Genomic DNA, 19,707 nt, shown 5'->3' with positions numbered 1-19,707 from the left:
AAAGATACGAAAAAGATGATAGTTACACATGGTAACATACTATATTTTTGTATCTTTGCAATGTTTTAGAATAGTTAGAACACTACTTAAAGGATAGAATCTATAAATAAAAACATATGAATACTTGGAAGAAATTTTTACCCGATCTTATTATCGTAGTAGCTTTTGCGGTTATTTCATTTGCTTATTTCATTATTCCTGTAACACAAGGGAAAATATTATACAGACACGACGCTTCAGCTGGTATGGGCGCAGTGCAAGAGTTAGGAAAGTATAAAGAAGCTACAGGTGAAACGACACGTTGGACAAACTCTATCTTCAGTGGTATGCCAACCTATCAAATATCACCGTCCTACCATTCTACAGATGGGCTTGCTGTGGTAATGAATGCTTACCACTTATGGCTACCTGATAACGTATGGTTTCTTTTTGCTTATATGTTAGGCTTTTATATCCTTTTAAGAGCTTTCAATTTACGTAAATCTTTAGCCGCTTTAGGTAGTATTATTTGGGCATTCTCTTCTTACTTCTTAATAATAATAGCAGCTGGACATCTTTGGAAAGTAATGGCTTTAGCTTACCTTCCGCCTATGATAGCAGGTATTGTTTTAACCTATCGTGGGAAATATCTTTTAGGATTTGTTATAACAGCTATATTTACAGCATTTGAGATTAAGGCTAACCATATTCAGATGACTTACTATTACCTGTTTATTGTCTTCTTTATGGTAATGGCTTATCTTTATAAAGCTATAAAAGATAAACAGATTATGACATTCGTAAAGTCGTCTATAGTTTGTCTTATAGCTGCCGGAGTTGGGATAGCTATTAACATTTCAAGTCTTTTTCATACATGGCAATACCAAAAAGAGAGCACACGTGGTAAAAACGAGCTTGTAAATAAAGCCTCTAATAATCAAGCCAGTTCCGGGTTAGATCGCGAATATATCACACATTGGAGCTATGGCATAGATGAGACAATGACTCTTCTTATCCCTAACGCTAAAGGTGGAGCCTCCGTACCTTTATCGCAAAACAAAACTGCCATGTCTAAAGCCGACCCTACTATACAAAGTTCTATCCCAGTATTATACGATTCTTTTCCACAATATTTTGGGACACAACCCGGCACAAGTGGCCCAGTATATGTAGGTGCGTTTGTTATGCTACTTTTTATAATGGGTCTATTTATAGTACGCACACCTCTTAAATGGGCATTATTAGCAGCAACAATACTCTCTATACTTTTATCATGGGGTAAAAACTATATGTGGCTTACCGATTTGTTTATAGACTATTTCCCTATGTATGCTAAATTTCGTACAGTGTCAAGCATTCTTGTTATAGCAGAATTTACAATCCCTCTACTTGCTATTTTCACCCTAAAAGAAATTATCGATAAACCAGATGTCTTAGTTAGTAAAGCTCGTTTTATCTATATTAGTATAGCTCTTACACTTGGAGTTTCTGTTATAATTGGTATTTTCCCAGACCTAATGGGGCCTTTTGTTAGCTTACAAGAAAGGAATATGCTAAGTTCTATACAAGGTATGGATAATAACTCTTTACAATCTATTTTATCGAATATAGCTACAATGCGATCAGCTTTAGTAAGCGCAGACGCTTGGCGTTCGGTAATAATAATAATAATAGGCTTAGCTTTAATATATGCTTTTAGATGGGGCAAACTAAAAGCCAGTGTTATGATATATGCTATCACTGTATTATGTTTTATAGACATGTGGCAGGTAGACAAACGTTATCTTAATGATGATATGTTTGTCCCTAAAAGTGAGCGTGATGCACCGCAACAAAAAACAGCCACCGATGACGCTATTTTACGCAATTCTGGTAAGGACGACCGTGTTCTTAATTTTGCTTCAAACACATTTAACGAAAATGAAACCTCTTTCTTTCATAAGAGTATAGGTGGCTATAATGCAGCTAAGCTACGCCGCTACCAAGATATTATAGATGGATACATAATGCCAGAAATGCAACATACTATGAAAGAGGTGATAAGGTATAGAGGCAATATGCAAAAAGTAGATGGTAAAAGACTATTCCCCGTGCTAAACATGCTTAACGCAAAGTTTTTTATATTTCCATTACAAGGAGGGCAGACCATGCCTATAAATAATCCATACGCTATGGGTAATGGCTGGTTTGTCAATGACATAATATTCGCTGATAATGCTAATAAAGAATATGACCTTCTTGGGAAGATAGATCTTCGACACCAAGCAGTTGCAGATGTTAAGTTTAAAAACATACTAAAAACAGCTGCAACAAAAGATAATATTACAGCAGACCAAGGTAAAGTCCGTTTAGATAAATATGCACCTAATCATTTAGAGTACTCTGTTTATTCAAAACATGGTGGCATTGTAGTTTTATCAGAGATATATTATCCAGGTTGGAAAGCCACTATTGATGGTAGCGAAGTGGAAATTGGGCGTGCTAACTATATTCTACGTGCCATTAAAGTACCTTCTGGAAAACATAAGATAGTATTCGATTTTCACCCTAAGAGCATTGCTATTACCGAAACTATTGCTTATATTGCTATTGCTATCCTCTTATTAGCGTTAATATTTATTGGTTATGTAGAATGGAAGAATAAAAAGAAGCAAATGTAATTTTTTTAGATAAAGATATGTATTTGGAATATTTTTAATATTAAAAGTTATATGGAATTTCGCACAATAGTTACCTTACCCTCTCCCCCTTTTAAGTTTGAGCCTTTAGAAAATATTCTCTTTGTAGGTTCTTGCTTTGCTACTAACATAGGTAAACGCTTCGAACAGGAAAAGTTTCATACAATAATCAATCCTTTTGGAGTTATGTATAATCCTGTATCGATACTTCACACAGTGGAAAGAATAAATAAAAGTTTCGACAAAGTAGTGATAACTCTTGGTACTAACCATGTATATCGCGAAAAAGCTACTGGCAAGATTGTAGACAATTGTGCCAAACGCCCTCAAAGCCTTTTCACCGAAGAAGAATTATCTATAGAGGAATGTTTTACTACCCTCGTTGCTATTTACAAAAAACTATTAGAAACTAATATAAACATAAAGGTGATTATTACTGTTAGTCCTATACGCTATGCTAAATATGGTTATCACAAAAGTCAGCTTTCAAAAGCTATACTCCTTTTGGCGGCAGATAAATTTGTACATACCTATCCTAAACAGGTATTCTATTTCCCTGCTTACGAGATAATAAATGATGAGTTACGCGATTATCGCTTTTATACAGCTGACATGTTACACCCCAGTCAGCAAGCTGTGGAATATATATGGGAACGTCTACAACTATCGTGTTTCTCCTCATCACTAAACGATTTCTTAACTGCATGGCATCCCATTAAAGAAGGATTAGCACATCGTCCTTTTGACCCAACATCAAAGGATTATCTGAATTTTATAGAAAAGTTAAAGACAAAAGCAAAAGAATTACAACAGAAATATCCTTCTTTAGAATTAGATTTCTAAAGATATATATAACTTATTCTTAATCCTTTTGTATATAAAAACATAACTCTATACTCCTTTTAATTACAATTTCAGAAAAACATATAACTCTATAATTCCCCTTAATATTATAACCTTTCTATCTTAAAAGTTTTACCATTCGCGTCCTTCTAAATCGCTCTGTGGAGCGTATTCGTTAGGGTTTTTATATTTTTTTGTTGCGTTGTTAGTAGGTTTTACTTTAAAAAGAAGTTCATCATCTCCATCATCTCCATTATCATCTGCTCTATTCTCATGATAAATCCAATTTATTCGTGCAGTATCTTTACCAATAAATCTATTATATCTATATAACTTCTTACATGAAGAAGTTATAAATAATAAAAAAAAGGCAAAGATAAAATATTTACTTTTTTGTAAATTATCCATAAATAGAAATCTTTTAGAGATATGACAATAAGCAAATAGTAAATTGTACAAAAGGTATCTTGTTTGGATATAACTTCATAAGTTTTGTTCTTTTTTGGATAGTATAATATTTTTGTAATGATAAAGTTTTAAGTATATTGTGTTTTCTTTCATGGTATGACTAACCACCCTTTGGTATATTGTCTTACTTTTTCAAACAGAGATGTTTCTTAAATTTCATAGAAACATCTCTGTTTGGTATTTTTAATAGCTTCTCTTGTATGAATTTACATACCTAATGCTTTCTTAGCATTTTCATTATTAGGATTTACTTTTAACACTTTGTTATAGTAATCCTTAGCAACCTCAGCGTTACCTTTCTTAGAATTATAATAACCTAAACCATAATAAACATTCTCAAGATAACTCTTTTGGTCGGCATTAAGACTTGGTTTAGCCTCTTCAAAAGCAGCTACTTTCTGATAAATCTCTGCTACTTTATCAGGGTCATTTAAAATATTAGCAATATTAGCTTGATTTAACCAAATCCAATCAGATATAGAAGGGAATTTGGTAAGCATATCTTCATATACTGCCATAGCCTTAGTAAGTGTAGCCTTTTTCTCTTCACCTGTCAACTTCTCGGCCTTTTGTACATAAGTACCTGCAAGAGATGAGAAATCTGAAGAGTTCGCATTTGGATTTTTTTGTAAATATTCCTGTTGTGCTTCTAAAGCTTTATCTTCATCACCTTGTAATACATATATATCTGCAAGAGCCTTAATAGTAGCAATACTATTAGGAGCTAACTCTTTAGCTTTTTCTATAGCTTGGAAAGCTTGGTCAAACTGCTTATTACCTGCTAATGCTTTAGCATATACAAGATAGTCGTTAGCCACCTTTTTACTCTTACCTGCAAAAAGCGTATTAGCATAGCTTAAAGCTTCTGCATATAGAGCTTTACTTGTAGAAGCCATCATACCTACACGACTAAGATATTCACTATTTGGATATTTCTGCAAACCTGTCCTTACTACATCAAGGGCTTTATCATAGTTTTGATCTACAAAAGCAGCAAAACCGTAGTTATAGAAATTGCTCTCTGTAAGATTAGCACGATTAGCCTTATCATACCATTTTAATGCTTCTTCATATTTGCCATCGCCAATAAACAAGTCGGCAGCAGTAGCCTCTACCGGATAATTAGGCTCCACCTTACGAAGCTCTTCTAATTTTTCTATCGCTGTGTTAGCGTTTACATGACGATATACTTTCGCATAACGCTCATAAGCTGCAACATTATGAGGATCAAGGCTAATAGCTGCCTGATACTGTGATGCAGCATCTCCGGCATTACCTATAGAATCCTTTAAGGCTGCAATATCACCTAGCAAGACATAAGCTAAACTACCATTAAACCTCTTGTTCGTAGTAATGTTATTAGCAATAGCTGTTGCAGCATCATAATTACGCTGCGCAAGATAAACATTACCAAGAGCTACAAGAGCCTTCTCATCTTTCTTGAATGTCTTTTGGTAGACTTTTACAAGGTTTTTTACTACTTTAGGATCGTTTGGAACAGCTTCCAAAGCTGATACAATAGGCTTTAAAGCTGCTTTATAATCAGCCTCCTGAGCCATCAAAGGAGTTGACATTCCCAACATCAATGCTCCTACTAATACATATTTAATTTTCTTCATAACTTCAAACCTTTCTTTTATTTATAGCTTCCTTATACTATAATTACATTTGTTTTTCCCAAAATAATTATTTCTAATTTTTAACCTCCACCCTACGAATATTTATATTGCCTCGATAAGGTAATAGACCTGCCTTTAATACTATCATCTGACCTATAGGACCTGTAATAAAATTAGCAAACGCCCATGGCAAAGCCTTATGAGGGTCAGCAACTATTGCATATATAGTACGCACAAAAGGATAGCGACCATTTAATAAATAGGCTTGATAAGGCTGCCAACTATTTGAAGGCATAGCTTGGGTAGTTTGAGACACTGCTACAACCCTAACACCTTTCTTAAAAGTAGTATTTGTAGTATCACGCCTATCATATAACCAATTTGAGCCTACAACGCCTATAGCATTCGGAGTTTTATTTACATATTCTATAACTGAAGAGGTGTTCTTTGCTGCTACAATATTTTTACTCATGTTCTTTTGACCACCTAAAATAGAGTCCGCTACAAAATGTAACGTAGCAGATGCTTTTGAATCGAACACTATCTCAATATTTTTTTGTAAATTTTGCTTGCTAACCTGCCGCCACTGAGTAAATTTACCTCCTAAAATTTGCTTAATTTGGCTAACAGTAAGCAAAGAATCTCTATTAGCTTTATTGACTATAAAAGCTATACCATCATAACCTATTGGAAATACAGAAGGAATAGGCCCTTTGGTTTGTATTAAAGCCTCTTCACCTTTTTCTAACTTATGCGATGTAAAAAAAAGATTTACTTTTTGATCTATTAAAAGCCTCATACCTGTATTGTCATCTGTATAAATAGGCAATAAATGAGTTTTAGGGAAGCGATATTGATATGTCTGAAGCTCCTCTTCTATAATAGGAGCAAAACTTTCGTCTGAAGCAAACTTAATAGTTCCAGAAATGGGAGTATCAGTTCTGCCATCTGCTGCTTTCCTCTTACCACATGCAACTAAGACAAAAGTAGTAAGAATAGCTATGCTTAAAAAAACGTTATGCGATGCCCTGTACATATCATTAATATTTTTAGTGTAATAAATCTGTCGTAAAGTTATTAGGTATTATCCGTATTCCAAAATTTATTATAATTAATTTATACTTTTATAGAATTTCTTAATTATCATATCTATATATTCCTCCTTATATAAATTCATCGTAATATACCTTCCTTTTACTTTTTATGACTGCAAAGATATAAAAAAAGACATATTTACACAACAATAATATCGCAAATATATACTTTTTAAGGTTAGAAAAAACTTTTTTTACTATTTTGTCCGCATTATACTTATACTTATAACGAATGCTTTTTAAATGTCTACAAAAATGTTTATATTATACGTGTTATTACAAATCAGGGGGAGAATTATTTAAATATTAGTTTAAAAAGTTCCATATTATAATAAAAAGTATTATTTTTGCAGCGTTTATTATTCACAATGTAATATCTGCTATATGACACAACAACTGTCGAAACGTTTAAAAAGATTATCACCTTCTGCCACTTTGGCTATGTCGCAAAAGAGTAGTGAAATGAAAGCTACAGGTATTGACGTTATTAATATGAGTGTGGGAGAACCAGACTTTATGACCCCTAACCACATAAAAGAGGCTGCTAAAAAGGCTATCGATGAGAACTATTCTAAATATTCACCAGTAGCTGGCTTCCAAGAATTACGTAAAGCCATAGTTAATAAACTAAAAATAGAAAATAATCTTAACTACAATACAAATGAAGTGGTAGTAAGTACAGGAGGTAAGCAGGCTGTTTGTAATACCATACTATCTTTAATTGATCATGGAGATGAGGTAATTATACCTGCACCCTATTGGGTAAGTTACCCTCAAATGGTATTATTAGCAGGAGGTAAACCTATATATGTATCGGCTAGCTTTGAGCAAAACTTTAAAATAACTCCTGCGCAAATAGAAAAGGCTATTAGCGAAAAAACAAAGTTGATTATACTATGTTCGCCAAGCAATCCAACAGGTAGTGTATACACTGCTGATGAATTAGAAGCATTATCAAAGGTAATTCTTAAATATGAAAATCTCTACGTACTTTCAGATGAAATATACGAACACATTACTTATACAAACACACATACAAGTATAGCTTCTTTTAAAAACATGAAAGACCGCACTATCATCTGCAATGGTGTTAGTAAAGCTTATGCTATGACAGGGTGGCGCTTAGGTTGGGTGGCTGCTCCTGAATGGATAGCAAAAGGTGTTTGCAAGCTACAAAGCCAATATACTTCCGGAGCAAGCAGTGTAAGTCAAATGGCAGCATTAGCCGCTTATGAAAGCAATCAAAGCTGTGTAAAAACATCATGTAGTAAATTTAAAAAGAGAAGAGACCTTATAGTAAATTTAGCAAAAGAAATAGCAGACATCGAAGTAAATGTACCAGAAGGAGCTTTTTACCTCTTCCCAAAATGTTCTAAACTTTTTGGTAAAAAATATAACGACAAACAAATTAATACCGCTACAGATTTAGCAATGTTTCTTTTAGAGGAAGCTCATGTCGCAGTAGTAGGAGGCGATGACTTTGGCGCACCAGATTGTTTTAGAATTAGTTATGCTACAAGTGAAGAAAATATTATAACAGCCTTAAAACGAATTAAAAGCGCATTACTAAAATTAAAATAAAAAAAAATTACAATATAAGAATTTTATTAGATTGAAACATATATAAAATATGATTGTTAAAAGTTACTAATTATCGTGATAGTTTGGTATTAATTGTTATCTTTGCGCTGTTAAACATCATGAAAATGTCAATAAAGTCATAGAGTGATAATAAAGCTTTTGAAATCAAATAAATAATAACAAATAAATTCATTAATAACTAAAAAATTAAAAGTTCATTTAATTATGGCAACAACACAAAAAAAAGCAGCCCCAGCTAAGAAGTCTGAGGGCTTCACAGGAGTTAGAGGCGCATTTTGGATAATCGTCGTTTGCGCAGTCGTAGCATTTGTATTATTTTGCACATGGTTTGCTAATCCTATGCACTTCCAAGATGGTGTAACAAGAGAAACTCCTGCTGACGTTTGGGGTACTATCTATAAAGGTGGTGTTGTGGTACCAGTTATCCACACATTATTGCTCACCGTTCTTGCAATGTCTATAGAACGTTGGCTTGCTCTTAAAACAGCTTTCGGCAAGGGTGCCCTACCAAAGTTCGTTCAGAACATTAAAGCAGCATTAAACAACAATGATTTAGCAAAAGCTAACCAGCTTTGTGACCAACAAAGAGGTTCTGTTGCTAATGTTGTAAAAGCATCTTTAAATGCTTACAAAAACATGGAAACAGGTGCTAATTCAAGTTTAAAGAAGGCTAACAAAGTGGCTAAAATCCAGCAAGCTCACGAAGAGGCTACTCAGTTAGAAATGCCTACATTAACCATGAATCTACCTATTGTTGCAACACTTGTTACACTTGGTACTCTTACTGGTTTGTTAGGTACTGTAACCGGTATGATTAAGTCGTTCTCTGCTTTGGCTTCTGGTGGCGGTGCAGACTCTGCTGCTCTTTCTGCTGGTATTTCTGAGGCTTTGATCAACACTGCTTTTGGTATTGCTACTTCGTGGTGTGCTGTAGTTTCTTACAACTATTTCTCAAACAAGGTAGACAAGTTGACATACGCTCTTGATGAGGTTGGTTACTCTATTGCTCAGACATACGAAGCAAACCACACAGACGAAGCTTAATTTTTGCTAACCCTTTAAATATTTATCGCTATGGGTAAAGTAAAAATTAAGAAGTCGGACACGTTTATAGACATGACACCTATGTCTGACGTTATGACCCTTCTTCTTACCTTCTTCATGCTTACATCTACATTTGTAAAGAGTGAGCCTGTAAAGGTAAACACCCCAGGGTCTGTGTCAGAAACAAAAGTGCCAGAGAATGGTGTCTTAACAATTATCGTCAGCCCTGAAAAGACGGCTGCAGGTACACCTACGGGGAATGGTCAGGTATTCATGAGCTATGATAACACTAATCAACTGGCTCAAATAGTAGATAACATGACAACATTGACCCCTGCACAGAAAAAAGTCTTTGTAGCAGAATCAACATTCGGTACTCCTTTGGACAAACTCCCAGAATACTTAATGCTACCTGCTGCAAAACGTACAACAGAACTTCCAAAAATGGGTATTCCACTTGATAGTATCAAAGGACAAGACTTTACAGAATTTCAACAATGGGTAAACGCTGCACGCCAAGTTAATCCTAAAGTAAGATTAGCTATAAAGTCGGATGCAGATACTCCTTATGGTACTGTTAAGAAAGTAATGAGCGAACTTCAAGATATGGACGAGAGCCATTACTACATGATTACTCAATTGGATGCTAAAAAGGCCGCACAGGCTAGAGAGGAGGTTAAGTAATATGGCAGAAATGGTTTCTAATAACAACGGAGGCGGGAAGCAAAAGAAAATGACCGTACGTGTCGATTTTACTCCGATGGTGGATATGCTTATGTTGCTTATCACATTCTTCATGCTATGTACATCTTTAAGCAAGCCTTCTACCATGGAGCTAACTATGCCAAGTAATGACAAGAACACTCCAGATGCTAAAAAGAATGAAGCTAAAGAATCTCACTCTATTACCATTTATATCGCTGATGGTGATAAGATGTTTTACGGTGAAGGTAAGCCAGAGTATGATAATCCATCTTGGTTAAAGCCTGCTGATTGGACTAAAGGCACTACAGGTATCCGCTATGTCCTTCAACACAAGCAAATTGGTGGTGGAGATACTGGGGAAAATGCTTCAATTCCTTATCAAGATCTTAGCATTGCTATGCAAGAACTTGAAAAGAAGAAGCAAGCTAATCCTAAAGCTTATCCTGACAGTGTATATCAGGCAGAGGTAGCTAATATTAAGAGTGGTCAGATAAATGGCACTAAGGTTGGTACATTAACTGTTGTAATTAAACTAACAGATAAGGCTTCATATCATCACTTAGTGGATATCCTCGATGAAATGCAGATTTCATACATTGGAACATTTGTTATTGATAAATTGAATGACCAAGACAAGGCTCTTCTTGTTAAAAAAGGTGTTCAATTATAATCAATATACTAGTAACAATTAAAGAATAGAAAGACAATGGCAAAAATAGATCTATACGATCCTAAATGGGTCGAAATGGTATTCGCCAACAAAAACAAAGAGTATGGAGCTTACAAGCTACGTAAGGGAACATCTCTGCGTAATATTAAGGCGTTAGCTATATTGCTTATTGCTGCATTCCTTGGAGGAGGCTATTTAGCTTACCAAATCAAAAAGCACAATGACGATTTGGCAGCTCAAGCAGCATATGCAGCAAAGATGGAAGCAGCAGCTCTGGAACAAGCTAAAAAGGAACAAGCTGAACGTAAGAAGCAACAACCTAAAGCTGAGCCCAAGAAGATTGAGCCAGAAAAGGTTGTTCCTCAAACTCGTGCAACAGTTAAGTTTACTGCTCCTGTCATCAAAGATGATAAAGATGTTAAGGAAGAAATGCCTCCTATGGTGAAGATGAACAAGGAGACAAAAGCTATTGGTAGTGAATCTAAGGAAGGTGTAAATGATCGTACCGAAGTGGCTGCAAGAAGTACTGTAGCAACTCCAGACCAAATTGTTCCTAAGATAGAAGCACCTAAGGTTGAAGCTAAACAAGAAGCTCCAGCTGAGGATATAGCTACTAAAGTTTTCACCGTAGCAGAACAAATGCCTACTTTTAAAGGTGATGTTAACAGCTGGTTAAGTTCTCATATTACTTATCCTGCAGTGGCTGCAGAAAATGGTGTTCAAGGTAAAGTTATTGTTAAGTTTGTTGTAGGACGTGATGGTAGCGTTAGTCAAGCACAGGTACTTCGCGGTGTAGACCCTGCCCTTGATCGTGAGGCTCTACGAGTTGTGAACAGTATGCCTAAGTGGAATCCTGGCATGAATAATGGTCAGGCTGCCAATGTATGGTTTACTCTTCCTATTACATTCAGATTACAATAATAACTAATTTTCCTTTTTAATTAGTTAAATCTTATTCAGAGGAGATATGGAAAAATATAGCCATATCTCCTTTTTTATTTTCCAAATAAACCTTTATCTTTATTATAAACAAACAAGATTATCGGAAAGTACCTTCCATTTTCTCATCAACTACTTTTATGGCTTTAAAATATGGTAAACTTCAGCATTTATGCAAAAGTTACAGCTATTTTTTGTAATTTTGTTCATATTATGACAAAGAAATCATTTATATTATGTACGTTCTTAGTTGTAGGGAGCTTTCTTTTATGTAGCTGCTATAAAAAAAACAAATCAGCTAAAGTATTGACGCTTCCAATAACTAAAGCCGTTATAGACACAACAGCACATCTTTCAGATAATATTACTTGTGAAGTTCATGTAGAGTTTTCTTATTTAAAAGGAGAAAAATATTCTACTACTACCGATTCTTTACTAAGAATGGGGTTGTTACAACCAGATTATCTTTCCATTTTAAACGAGCACATCACTCCAAAACATGCCTTGATAATTTTTGCTGAAAAATATATAAAAGAATATTTTTATATGGCTAAACTTATTCGCCAACATGAAAAACAAAATGCAAAAACAAAAGGTAAACTATTTATAAATGTTACATTATCTTCTGGAGATGGTGACAATATAGTGGCAACATCCAACATATCGATAGATGATGGCAGTGGTATTAAAACAAAATACTGCATTATTCGCAATTTTAATCCTAAAACAGGAAAACTTCTTACACTAAAAGATAGATACGGAAATAAAGAGATGAATAATGTTATCATAGATGCTTTTGGTAAGAAGCTAAACATTGATAATCCTACATTAAAAGATATTCAAGCAAAAGGCTTTTTTGAGAATATAAATATTTATCCTGCAAGCAATTATATTTTTACTGACGATTCCACTATTTTTGTCTATAATCCAGGAGAAATTAATAGTAAGGGGATACGAATAGCTATTAAAAAATAAATTACTATTATGCAAATAGACATTATAAAAAAATATTTTAAGGATCTCAGTGATAAACAAATAAAACAGTTTAGTTTGCTGTACGATCTGTATCAAGATTGGAATGCTAAAATAAATATTATTTCTCGTAAAGATATAGATAACTTATATGAACATCATGTGTTACACTCTATGGCTATAGCAAAGCTAATACATTTTAAGGCTGGCACCACTATTCTCGACTTTGGCACTGGTGGAGGTTTCCCCGGAATACCTTTAGCTATTTTGTTCCCTGAGGTAAGTTTTAAAATGATAGATGGTACTGGTAAGAAGATTAAAGTAGCCACAGAGATAGGTAAAGATATAGAACTAAGAAATATCCTTCCTATGCACATGCGCGGAGAAGAAGAAAAAGATAAGTTTGATTTTATCGTATCTCGAGCAGTAATGCCATTACCTAATTTGATAAAAATAGTAAGGAAAAATATTTCCAAAGAGCAGCACAACGCTTTACCCAATGGTGTTATAGTACTAAAAGGAGGAAATCTTAAAGAAGAAACTAAATCATTTAAAAAAATTATAGAACAGATAGAGCTTACTCAATGGTTTGAAGAAGAATGGTTTAAGGACAAATATATTCTATATTTACCTTGTTAAATTTTATTTTAAAAAGTTCTATATAAATTATACTTTATTTTGGGAGATATGTTATGATCAAAGTAGAATGTTTTTCATGTAATATGTTAGCAGAGAATTGTTTTGTTGTAAGCGATGAAACTAAAGAATGTGTTATTATTGATTGTGGTGCTTATCGTAGCGAAGAGCGAAATAAGATTATAAAATATATACAAGAGGAAAAATTAAAACCTGTTCATCTGCTTTCTACGCATGGACATCTTGACCACCATTTAGGTGATAACACAATATTTGAAACATACGGGCTCAAGCCAGAAGCACATGAAGGGGATCGCACTTGGATGGAAAATCCTCAAAATGCTGCTTCAACAATCTTTGGTATAACATTGAATTACGATTTGCCCGAAACCAATTATTGTATAAAAAATAATACCATCATCAAGTTTGGGACACATTCTTTAAAAACTATAGCTACTCCTGGCCACTCCAATGGCTCAGTATGTTACTATTGCGAAAAAGAACACTTACTTTTTACTGGAGATACTTTATTCAAAAGGAGTATAGGAAGAACAGATTTTCCTGGAGGCAGTATGTTTCAAATGGTAAGTTCGTTACGCTTATTAGCACAATTACCTGACGAAACTATCATATACCCAGGCCATGGCGATTGCTCCACTATAGGTTACGAGGTTGCCCATAATCTTTATTTAGATAGATAAAATAGATGCTTTCTCCTACTTCAAAAACAGAAAAAATCATTTTAGGCATAGACCCTGGCACTAATGTTATGGGATATGGTTTACTCCGCGCTGTAGGTAACAAAGCAAACCTGATTGTTATGGGTATTATAGATATGCGTAAAGAAAAAGATATATATTTACGCTTAGGAAAAATCTTCGACCGCGTAACAGGGATTATTGAAGAATACCTACCTGATGAGTTAGCCATAGAAGCACCTTTCTTTGGTAAAAATGTGCAATCTATGCTCAAACTTGGTCGTGCCCAAGGTGTTGCCATTGCTGCTGCTATACATCATGATATACCAATACATGAATATGCTCCACTGAAGATAAAAATGGCTATTACTGGCAACGGTGCTGCTTCTAAAGAACAAGTTGCTAATATGTTACAAAAATTATTACATTTAAGAGATGACCAAATGCCCCATTTTATGGATGCCACTGACGCTGTAGGTGCAGCCTACTGTCATTTTTTACAAAGTAATTGCCCTGAAACTGATGCTAAACATTATGGCTCATGGAAAGATTTTATACAAAAAAACAAGAAAAAAGTTTTGCAAGGTTAAAAGATTATCCCTACCTTTGCAGCGTTATCCTGAAAACAATCTTTTTACCTTACAAAACTAATACCTATTTGAAATTGAAGCGGTCACCTGTGAAGGACACTGCTTCTTTTATTTTATACCATATCATAAAAAACGCTTTCATCTTTATATGCCTTCTTCCTTTATAAAAATTTGTTATATTTTCACTTACAAGTAAATATTTTTTTAGCAAAACAACCAAGCCTTTTTTTTTATTTTTTAAATGATAATCTTTTTTACCAAACAGCAATATAATTTTTAGGATAATACTTTTTAAATCCTTGACATAAGACTATCAGAAAATTTCTCATTCTTGTCTTAATAAAAAAGCAAAACTATTCTTTTTATATATGTTATTTTTAGTAAATTTGCATGCAATTAATTATGGAGTGAGAGTGAATAAATATTTTCTTTTCATTTCTTTTTTTATTAAGTATTGAAAATTAATTGTAATAATGAAAGTTTTATGTGAGCGTATTCTAAAAGAGGGTAAATGTTTTGAAGGTGGTATTCTTAAGGTAGATAAGTTTATCAATCATCAAATGGATCCTAACTTGATGAAACAAATAGCTGTAGAATTTATCCGTAGATATGCATCTACAGAAATTAACAAGATTATAACCATAGAAGCAAGTGGTATTGCACCTGCTATAATGATGGGATTTTTACTCGATCTACCCGTTGTTTTTGCTAAGAAGAAAACACCTTCTACTATGAATGATATGCTTATTACTAAAGTTTTTTCGTTTACTAAGCAAAGAGAGTATAACATTGTTATATCAAAAGAATATCTTACAAAAGAAGATAAGGTTTTATTTGTAGATGATTTCCTCGCTTATGGTAATGCTGCAAAAGGAATAATAGACTTATGTGCTCAAGCAGGTGCTGAGCTAGTGGGCATGGGGTTTATTATAGAAAAGGCGTTCCAGCATGGCAGAAGTATAATAGAAAAAGCAGGAGTTCGCTGTGAGAGTTTAGCTATTATAGAATCGCTTGAAAACTGTAAAATAAAATTGAGGAGATAATTAAAACATAAAGAGGTGGGCTTATTAAAGTTCACCTCTTTACATATATATTTTTATAATTAAGATATATTATAAGACAAGTATAAAAGAATAAATTTACTTTATGTTATGGAAGAAAAGAAAGAACTTATCTATGGACTTAATGATCGTCCTCCATTTCGTGAATCTCTCTTTGCTGCTATGCAGCATTTATTAGCAATCTTTGTGGCTATCATAACACCACCTCTTATTATTAGTTCTGCTTTACAGTTTGATATAAATACTACTGCTTTTATGGTGTCAATGTCTTTATTTGTATCAGGTATAGCGACGTTTATCCAATGTCATACCATTGGCCCTATAGGAGCAGGGTTACTATGCATTCAGGGTACTTCTTTTTCATTTATTAGTCCTATCATAGGAGCAGGAATGTTAGGTATGGTAGGTGGAAAGATGAATGTAGAAGTGGGTTTAAGTTATATTTTTGGTGCGTGCCTTGTTTCGTCAGTAGTTGAAATGGTCGTAAGTAGGATACTACCCTATACCCGCAAGATAATTACTCCTTTAGTATCAGGTATTGTCGTTACTTTAATAGGTCTGTGTTTGATAAAAGCTGGTATCACATCATGTGGAGGAGGCCAAGGTGCTATGAGTAAAGGTACCTTTGGCTCTATTCAAAATCTTAGCATAGCTCTTTTAGTATTAGTAAGTATTATCTTTTTTAATCGTTCTAAGAATCGCTTCTTGCGAATGGGGTCTATTGTGCTTGGTTTAATTATAGGCTGCTTAGTAGCTTATTTTTGGGGCATGATAGATTTTAGTACATTGACAGAGTCTACTTCTTTTTATCTTCCCGTACCATTTAAGTATGGTTTACGCTTCGATTTAGGCACTATCATAGCTATAGGACTTATCTACCTTGTTACTGCAGTAGAGGCTTTTGGAGATATTACAGCCAATTCGCTTATTTCGGGACAACCTGTAGAAGGCAATGTCTTTATGAAACGTGCACGAGGAGGTATATTAGCAGATGGCTTCAATTCTATGTTAGCTGCTATCTTTAACAGCTTTCCAAACTCTATCTTTGCACAAAACAACGGAATGATACAGCTTACAGGTGTAGCAAGTCGTTATATTGGTTATTTCATAGCAGCTGCATTAGTAATTCTTGGATTATTTCCCGTAATAGGTATTGTCTTTTCATTAATTCCTGACTGCGTGTTGGGAGGTGCTACTTTGTTAATGTTTGGTACAGTAGCTGCTGCAGGTGTGCGCATTATATCTTCTACAGAGATCAACCGTAAGTCTGTTCTGGTCATAGCTATTAGCTTTGCTATGGGATTGAGCGTGGAGCTTGTACCTAACATTCTTGACAAAATGCCTGATGTTATTCATAATATTTTCTCCAGCGGTATTACCACAGGTGGTTTAACAGCCATCTTAGCTAATGCCTTTATTCGTATAAAGGAATAGTATTTTATTATTGCTCATGTGAAAGTTCATTTTTATAACGAGTCTAAAGACTGCGATAATAGTAAATTAAAAGAAAAACATCTTAAGCCATAGCCTATCATGATGAGTGAACGTCAGTTTGGAGTTGAATCTGCTATAGCATTTCTTTTAAGATAAATTATCCACTTTACATATAAATGCTTATCTTTGTACTACTAAATGAAAAGGTTTAATTCACATTAGATGTAGTAATATTTATAACAAATTTATGGCAAGGAAAAATAAATTTACGAAAAGTCTACCATTTAGAATAATATGCATTATAGCTATAATTTTATTTTTAGGAATAGCTTATAACTTCATCGTAGATATAGGCAAGAAAAGTAATATTACAGAAGAAGATACACAGACAGAAATGCAAGATAAAGTTTCACATGATACCATAGATATAGTTGGTGATTATTTATGGAGCAACTCAAAGAAAAAGAGCAAAAGTGAAACTACAAATGCGTCATCTACTACAGATGGGGATATAAATAATAGGGTGAAACAAGCAGATAATAAAAATAAAAAGAAGGACTCTGACCACAAAGATCCTCTCCCTCTTCCTGCTCCAGAGATAGGACCAGTACCTGAGGTGCCTCAATCTTCTACAATAACTCCTTCAAAAGCAGAATCATCATCTAAACAATCTGTACCTACTAAGCCAACGACAAAGATTGAGAAAACAGAGCCTACAAAAATAAATAAGATAGATTAGGATTTACATAACACACAGTCTACAACATAAACGTTTTTCGTCATACGCGCCATTTATATTATTGGCATAAAGATATAAGCCTTTAAAGAAATAGTAAGTAGGTGTGCTTTGTGAGTAAATATCTTGTTTTATTGGTGTATGAAAACGGTTTGTTTATATAATAGATAGATAGGTAATTATAGCTAACTCATATAACCCTTCATTTCTTTTCTATAATTTTTTTTTATAAAGAGGTATTTGACGGATTATTAGTTTCTGTAAAATTAACATATTCTCCCTCATTGTCTTTTATCACCTTCTTTGTACGTTGTTCCATAGATCTTTTATCTATTATAGTTTCTTCTCCTTCACGTTTGGGATTAGCATGTTGGGTAAAAAAGCCAAATCGCTGAGCATTTTTACGCACTTGCTTATAGAAACTATAAATAATCCATACTAAAGCAATGAATAGAACGATAAAAAGTAACAGAGCTAATTTTAAAAAAGATATCATAATATATAATATCTAGCCGATATTAGATTTTTCTTTTTTCATTACTATTACTGATAAAACAACATACCAAGCTATTATTATAGCAAAAGCTGTTATACCAAAAATAAGTAACAAAGGTAAGCAAGTTAATAAAAAGATGAATTTTATTTCGTTTCCTTTCCATTTCCATTGCTTAAATTTTAAAGCAAACATAGGAATCTCAGCTACCAAAAGATATGAGCTTACCAGTATCCCTGCTAATATAAAGAATAAAGCCACCGGATAACTATCAAGCTTATCCCCTACTCCTAATATTAATGATCCCCAAAACAAGGCATTAGCAGGAGTAGGCAATCCTATAAAACCTAAAGTCTGCCTCTCATCAAGATTAAATTTAGCTAATCTCAAGCCAGAGAATGCTGCCATTATAAAAGCTATGAAAGGTAGATAATCTCTTAAGGGCTCACAAAAAGATGGATATGTCATAATACCAAGTTGAGAAAACACTATTGTAGAGGGAGCCACACCAAAGGTAACTACATCAGCAAGAGAGTCGAGCTCTTTACCTATAGGCGAACTTACATGCAAAAGCCTTGCCACCATACCATCGAAGAAATCGAACACTGCTCCTATAATAATCCAAATAAAAGCATATTGAAAGTCACTAACAACAGCAAATGCTATAGCTATGCAGCCTGATATTAGGTTACAACAAGTAATACAGTTTGGTATATGTTTTTTCATTTTAAGCTTTAGTCTTTGTTTTTAATTTTGCTATAACCGTTTTATCACCTGTTGTGCTTTGCCCCATTTTTACACATATATCAGCATCAACAGGTAGGAATAAATCTACACGACTACCTAACTTGATAAATCCGAGATGCTCATCAATATAACATTCTTCTCCTTTTACTGCATAAGTTTTTACCCTACGAGCCATGGCACCAGCTATTTGGCGACATAATATATCCTGCCCATCGGCAGTAGTTATAATAACATCTGTATGCTCATTTTCTTCACTCGCTTTTGGCAGCCATGCTTTATAAAAATTACCATTAAAATGTTTTACAAATTTTACGACACCATCAACAGGAAACCAATTAGCATGTACGTTAAATAAGCTCATAAAAATAGATACCATGATTCGTTTTTCATGAAAATATTTATCCTCATTCACTTCTTCTATAACAACGATATGACCATCTGCAGGAGCTACTACTATGCCCTGAGTATCTTCAGAATCAAAATATCTGATAGGACAACGATAAAAGTTTAAAACAATACCAAATATTATTCCAAAGACTATTACAAATATACCAAATGGAACTTTGGACGGAATTACAAACCAAAGAATTAAAGCTATTATGATAAGGGCAATAGCTGAAAATAATAAGGTATTAGTACCCTCGTGATGTATTCGTATTTTCTTAAGTTTCTTTATTCTTTTTCCCATTTATGAAGACG

The 19,707-nt window shown here is 33.9% G+C and carries 20 protein-coding genes; 14 read left to right on the top strand and 6 right to left on the bottom strand.

Annotated elements, in window-relative coordinates:
• Positions 1 to 116 precede the first annotated feature (116 nt).
• Positions 117 to 2,639, top strand: a complete 2,523-nt coding sequence (locus F596_RS0101480) for a YfhO family protein (RefSeq protein ID WP_019035586.1) — start codon at positions 117 to 119, stop codon at positions 2,637 to 2,639.
• Positions 2,640 to 2,690: 51 nt separating this feature from the next.
• Positions 2,691 to 3,500, top strand: coding sequence for a GSCFA domain-containing protein (locus tag F596_RS0101475; protein ID WP_019035585.1), 810 nt, complete (start codon positions 2,691 to 2,693; stop codon positions 3,498 to 3,500).
• Positions 3,501 to 3,632: 132 nt separating this feature from the next.
• On the opposite strand, the gene F596_RS0101470 is transcribed toward F596_RS0101475, so the two are convergent.
• From F596_RS0101470 to F596_RS0101460, 3 genes are all read right to left on the bottom strand, one after another.
• Positions 3,633 to 3,908, bottom strand: coding sequence for a hypothetical protein (locus F596_RS0101470; protein WP_019035584.1), 276 nt, complete (start codon positions 3,906 to 3,908; stop codon positions 3,633 to 3,635).
• A 266-nt stretch (positions 3,909 to 4,174) separates the two neighbouring features.
• Positions 4,175 to 5,587, bottom strand: coding sequence for a tetratricopeptide repeat protein (locus F596_RS0101465; protein ID WP_019035583.1), 1,413 nt, complete (start codon positions 5,585 to 5,587; stop codon positions 4,175 to 4,177).
• Positions 5,588 to 5,660: 73 nt separating this feature from the next.
• Entirely contained in the window at positions 5,661 to 6,623 is a 963-nt protein-coding gene (locus F596_RS0101460) for a PstS family phosphate ABC transporter substrate-binding protein (protein WP_019035582.1), read from the bottom strand.
• A 442-nt stretch (positions 6,624 to 7,065) separates the two neighbouring features.
• Between F596_RS0101460 and F596_RS0101455 the strand changes: the two genes are divergently transcribed.
• From F596_RS0101455 to F596_RS0101395, 12 genes are all read left to right on the top strand, one after another.
• A complete protein-coding gene (locus F596_RS0101455) occupies positions 7,066 to 8,262 on the top strand; it encodes a pyridoxal phosphate-dependent aminotransferase (RefSeq protein ID WP_019035581.1) in 1,197 nt (398 codons plus the stop codon).
• 225 nt (positions 8,263 to 8,487) lie between these two features.
• The gene (locus F596_RS0101450) at positions 8,488 to 9,327 is read left to right on the top strand and encodes a MotA/TolQ/ExbB proton channel family protein (RefSeq protein WP_019035580.1); all 840 of its coding nucleotides are present in this window, start codon (positions 8,488 to 8,490) and stop codon (positions 9,325 to 9,327) included.
• A 30-nt stretch (positions 9,328 to 9,357) separates the two neighbouring features.
• Positions 9,358 to 10,011, top strand: a complete 654-nt coding sequence (locus tag F596_RS0101445) for an ExbD/TolR family protein (RefSeq protein ID WP_019035579.1) — start codon at positions 9,358 to 9,360, stop codon at positions 10,009 to 10,011.
• A 1-nt stretch (position 10,012) separates the two neighbouring features.
• On the top strand, positions 10,013 to 10,702 hold the full coding sequence (locus F596_RS0101440; RefSeq protein ID WP_008449286.1) for an ExbD/TolR family protein: 690 nt from the start codon (positions 10,013 to 10,015) through the stop codon (positions 10,700 to 10,702).
• Between the two features lie 36 nt (positions 10,703 to 10,738).
• Positions 10,739 to 11,623, top strand: a complete 885-nt coding sequence (locus F596_RS0101435; protein ID WP_008449365.1) for an energy transducer TonB — start codon at positions 10,739 to 10,741, stop codon at positions 11,621 to 11,623.
• 231 nt (positions 11,624 to 11,854) lie between these two features.
• A complete protein-coding gene (locus F596_RS0101430; RefSeq protein WP_026302349.1) occupies positions 11,855 to 12,616 on the top strand; it encodes an RsiV family protein in 762 nt (253 codons plus the stop codon).
• A 9-nt stretch (positions 12,617 to 12,625) separates the two neighbouring features.
• Positions 12,626 to 13,252 (top strand): 16S rRNA (guanine(527)-N(7))-methyltransferase RsmG, encoded by a 627-nt coding sequence (gene rsmG, locus F596_RS0101425; protein ID WP_008449384.1) that lies wholly within the window; start codon positions 12,626 to 12,628, stop codon positions 13,250 to 13,252.
• Positions 13,253 to 13,305: 53 nt separating this feature from the next.
• Positions 13,306 to 13,950, top strand: a complete 645-nt coding sequence (locus F596_RS0101420) for an MBL fold metallo-hydrolase (RefSeq protein ID WP_024992627.1) — start codon at positions 13,306 to 13,308, stop codon at positions 13,948 to 13,950.
• Positions 13,951 to 13,955: 5 nt separating this feature from the next.
• Complete coding sequence (gene ruvC / locus F596_RS0101415; RefSeq protein ID WP_008449241.1) at positions 13,956 to 14,537, top strand: crossover junction endodeoxyribonuclease RuvC; 582 nt, start codon at positions 13,956 to 13,958, stop codon at positions 14,535 to 14,537.
• Positions 14,538 to 15,010: 473 nt separating this feature from the next.
• Entirely contained in the window at positions 15,011 to 15,580 is a 570-nt protein-coding gene (gene xpt / locus F596_RS0101405) for a xanthine phosphoribosyltransferase (RefSeq protein WP_019035575.1), read from the top strand.
• Positions 15,581 to 15,688: 108 nt separating this feature from the next.
• Positions 15,689 to 17,032: a nucleobase:cation symporter-2 family protein gene (locus tag F596_RS0101400; RefSeq protein ID WP_008449291.1), complete on the top strand. Its 1,344-nt coding sequence runs from the start codon at positions 15,689 to 15,691 to the stop codon at positions 17,030 to 17,032.
• Positions 17,033 to 17,279: 247 nt separating this feature from the next.
• On the top strand, positions 17,280 to 17,771 hold the full coding sequence (locus F596_RS0101395; RefSeq protein ID WP_019035574.1) for a hypothetical protein: 492 nt from the start codon (positions 17,280 to 17,282) through the stop codon (positions 17,769 to 17,771).
• A gap of 223 nt (positions 17,772 to 17,994) precedes the next feature.
• Here F596_RS0101395 and F596_RS0101390 read toward each other — a convergent pair whose 3' ends face one another.
• Genes F596_RS0101390 through F596_RS0101380 form a run of 3 tightly spaced genes read right to left on the bottom strand, consistent with a single transcriptional unit; the run spans position 17,995 to position 19,696 of the window.
• Positions 17,995 to 18,264, bottom strand: a complete 270-nt coding sequence (locus tag F596_RS0101390; protein WP_008449333.1) for a hypothetical protein — start codon at positions 18,262 to 18,264, stop codon at positions 17,995 to 17,997.
• A 12-nt stretch (positions 18,265 to 18,276) separates the two neighbouring features.
• Entirely contained in the window at positions 18,277 to 18,987 is a 711-nt protein-coding gene (pssA, locus tag F596_RS0101385; protein ID WP_019035573.1) for a CDP-diacylglycerol--serine O-phosphatidyltransferase, read from the bottom strand.
• A 1-nt stretch (position 18,988) separates the two neighbouring features.
• Positions 18,989 to 19,696 carry a phosphatidylserine decarboxylase family protein gene (locus F596_RS0101380; protein ID WP_008449322.1) on the bottom strand — a complete coding sequence of 236 codons (708 nt, stop codon included), beginning with the start codon at positions 19,694 to 19,696 and terminating at the stop codon, positions 18,989 to 18,991.
• Between the last annotated feature and the right edge of the window lie 11 nt (positions 19,697 to 19,707).

This window comes from Prevotella amnii DSM 23384 = JCM 14753, from assembly GCF_000378745.1.
Lineage (GTDB): Bacteria > Bacteroidota > Bacteroidia > Bacteroidales > Bacteroidaceae > Prevotella > Prevotella amnii.
This window is presented reverse-complemented; position numbering and strand designations above follow the sequence as displayed.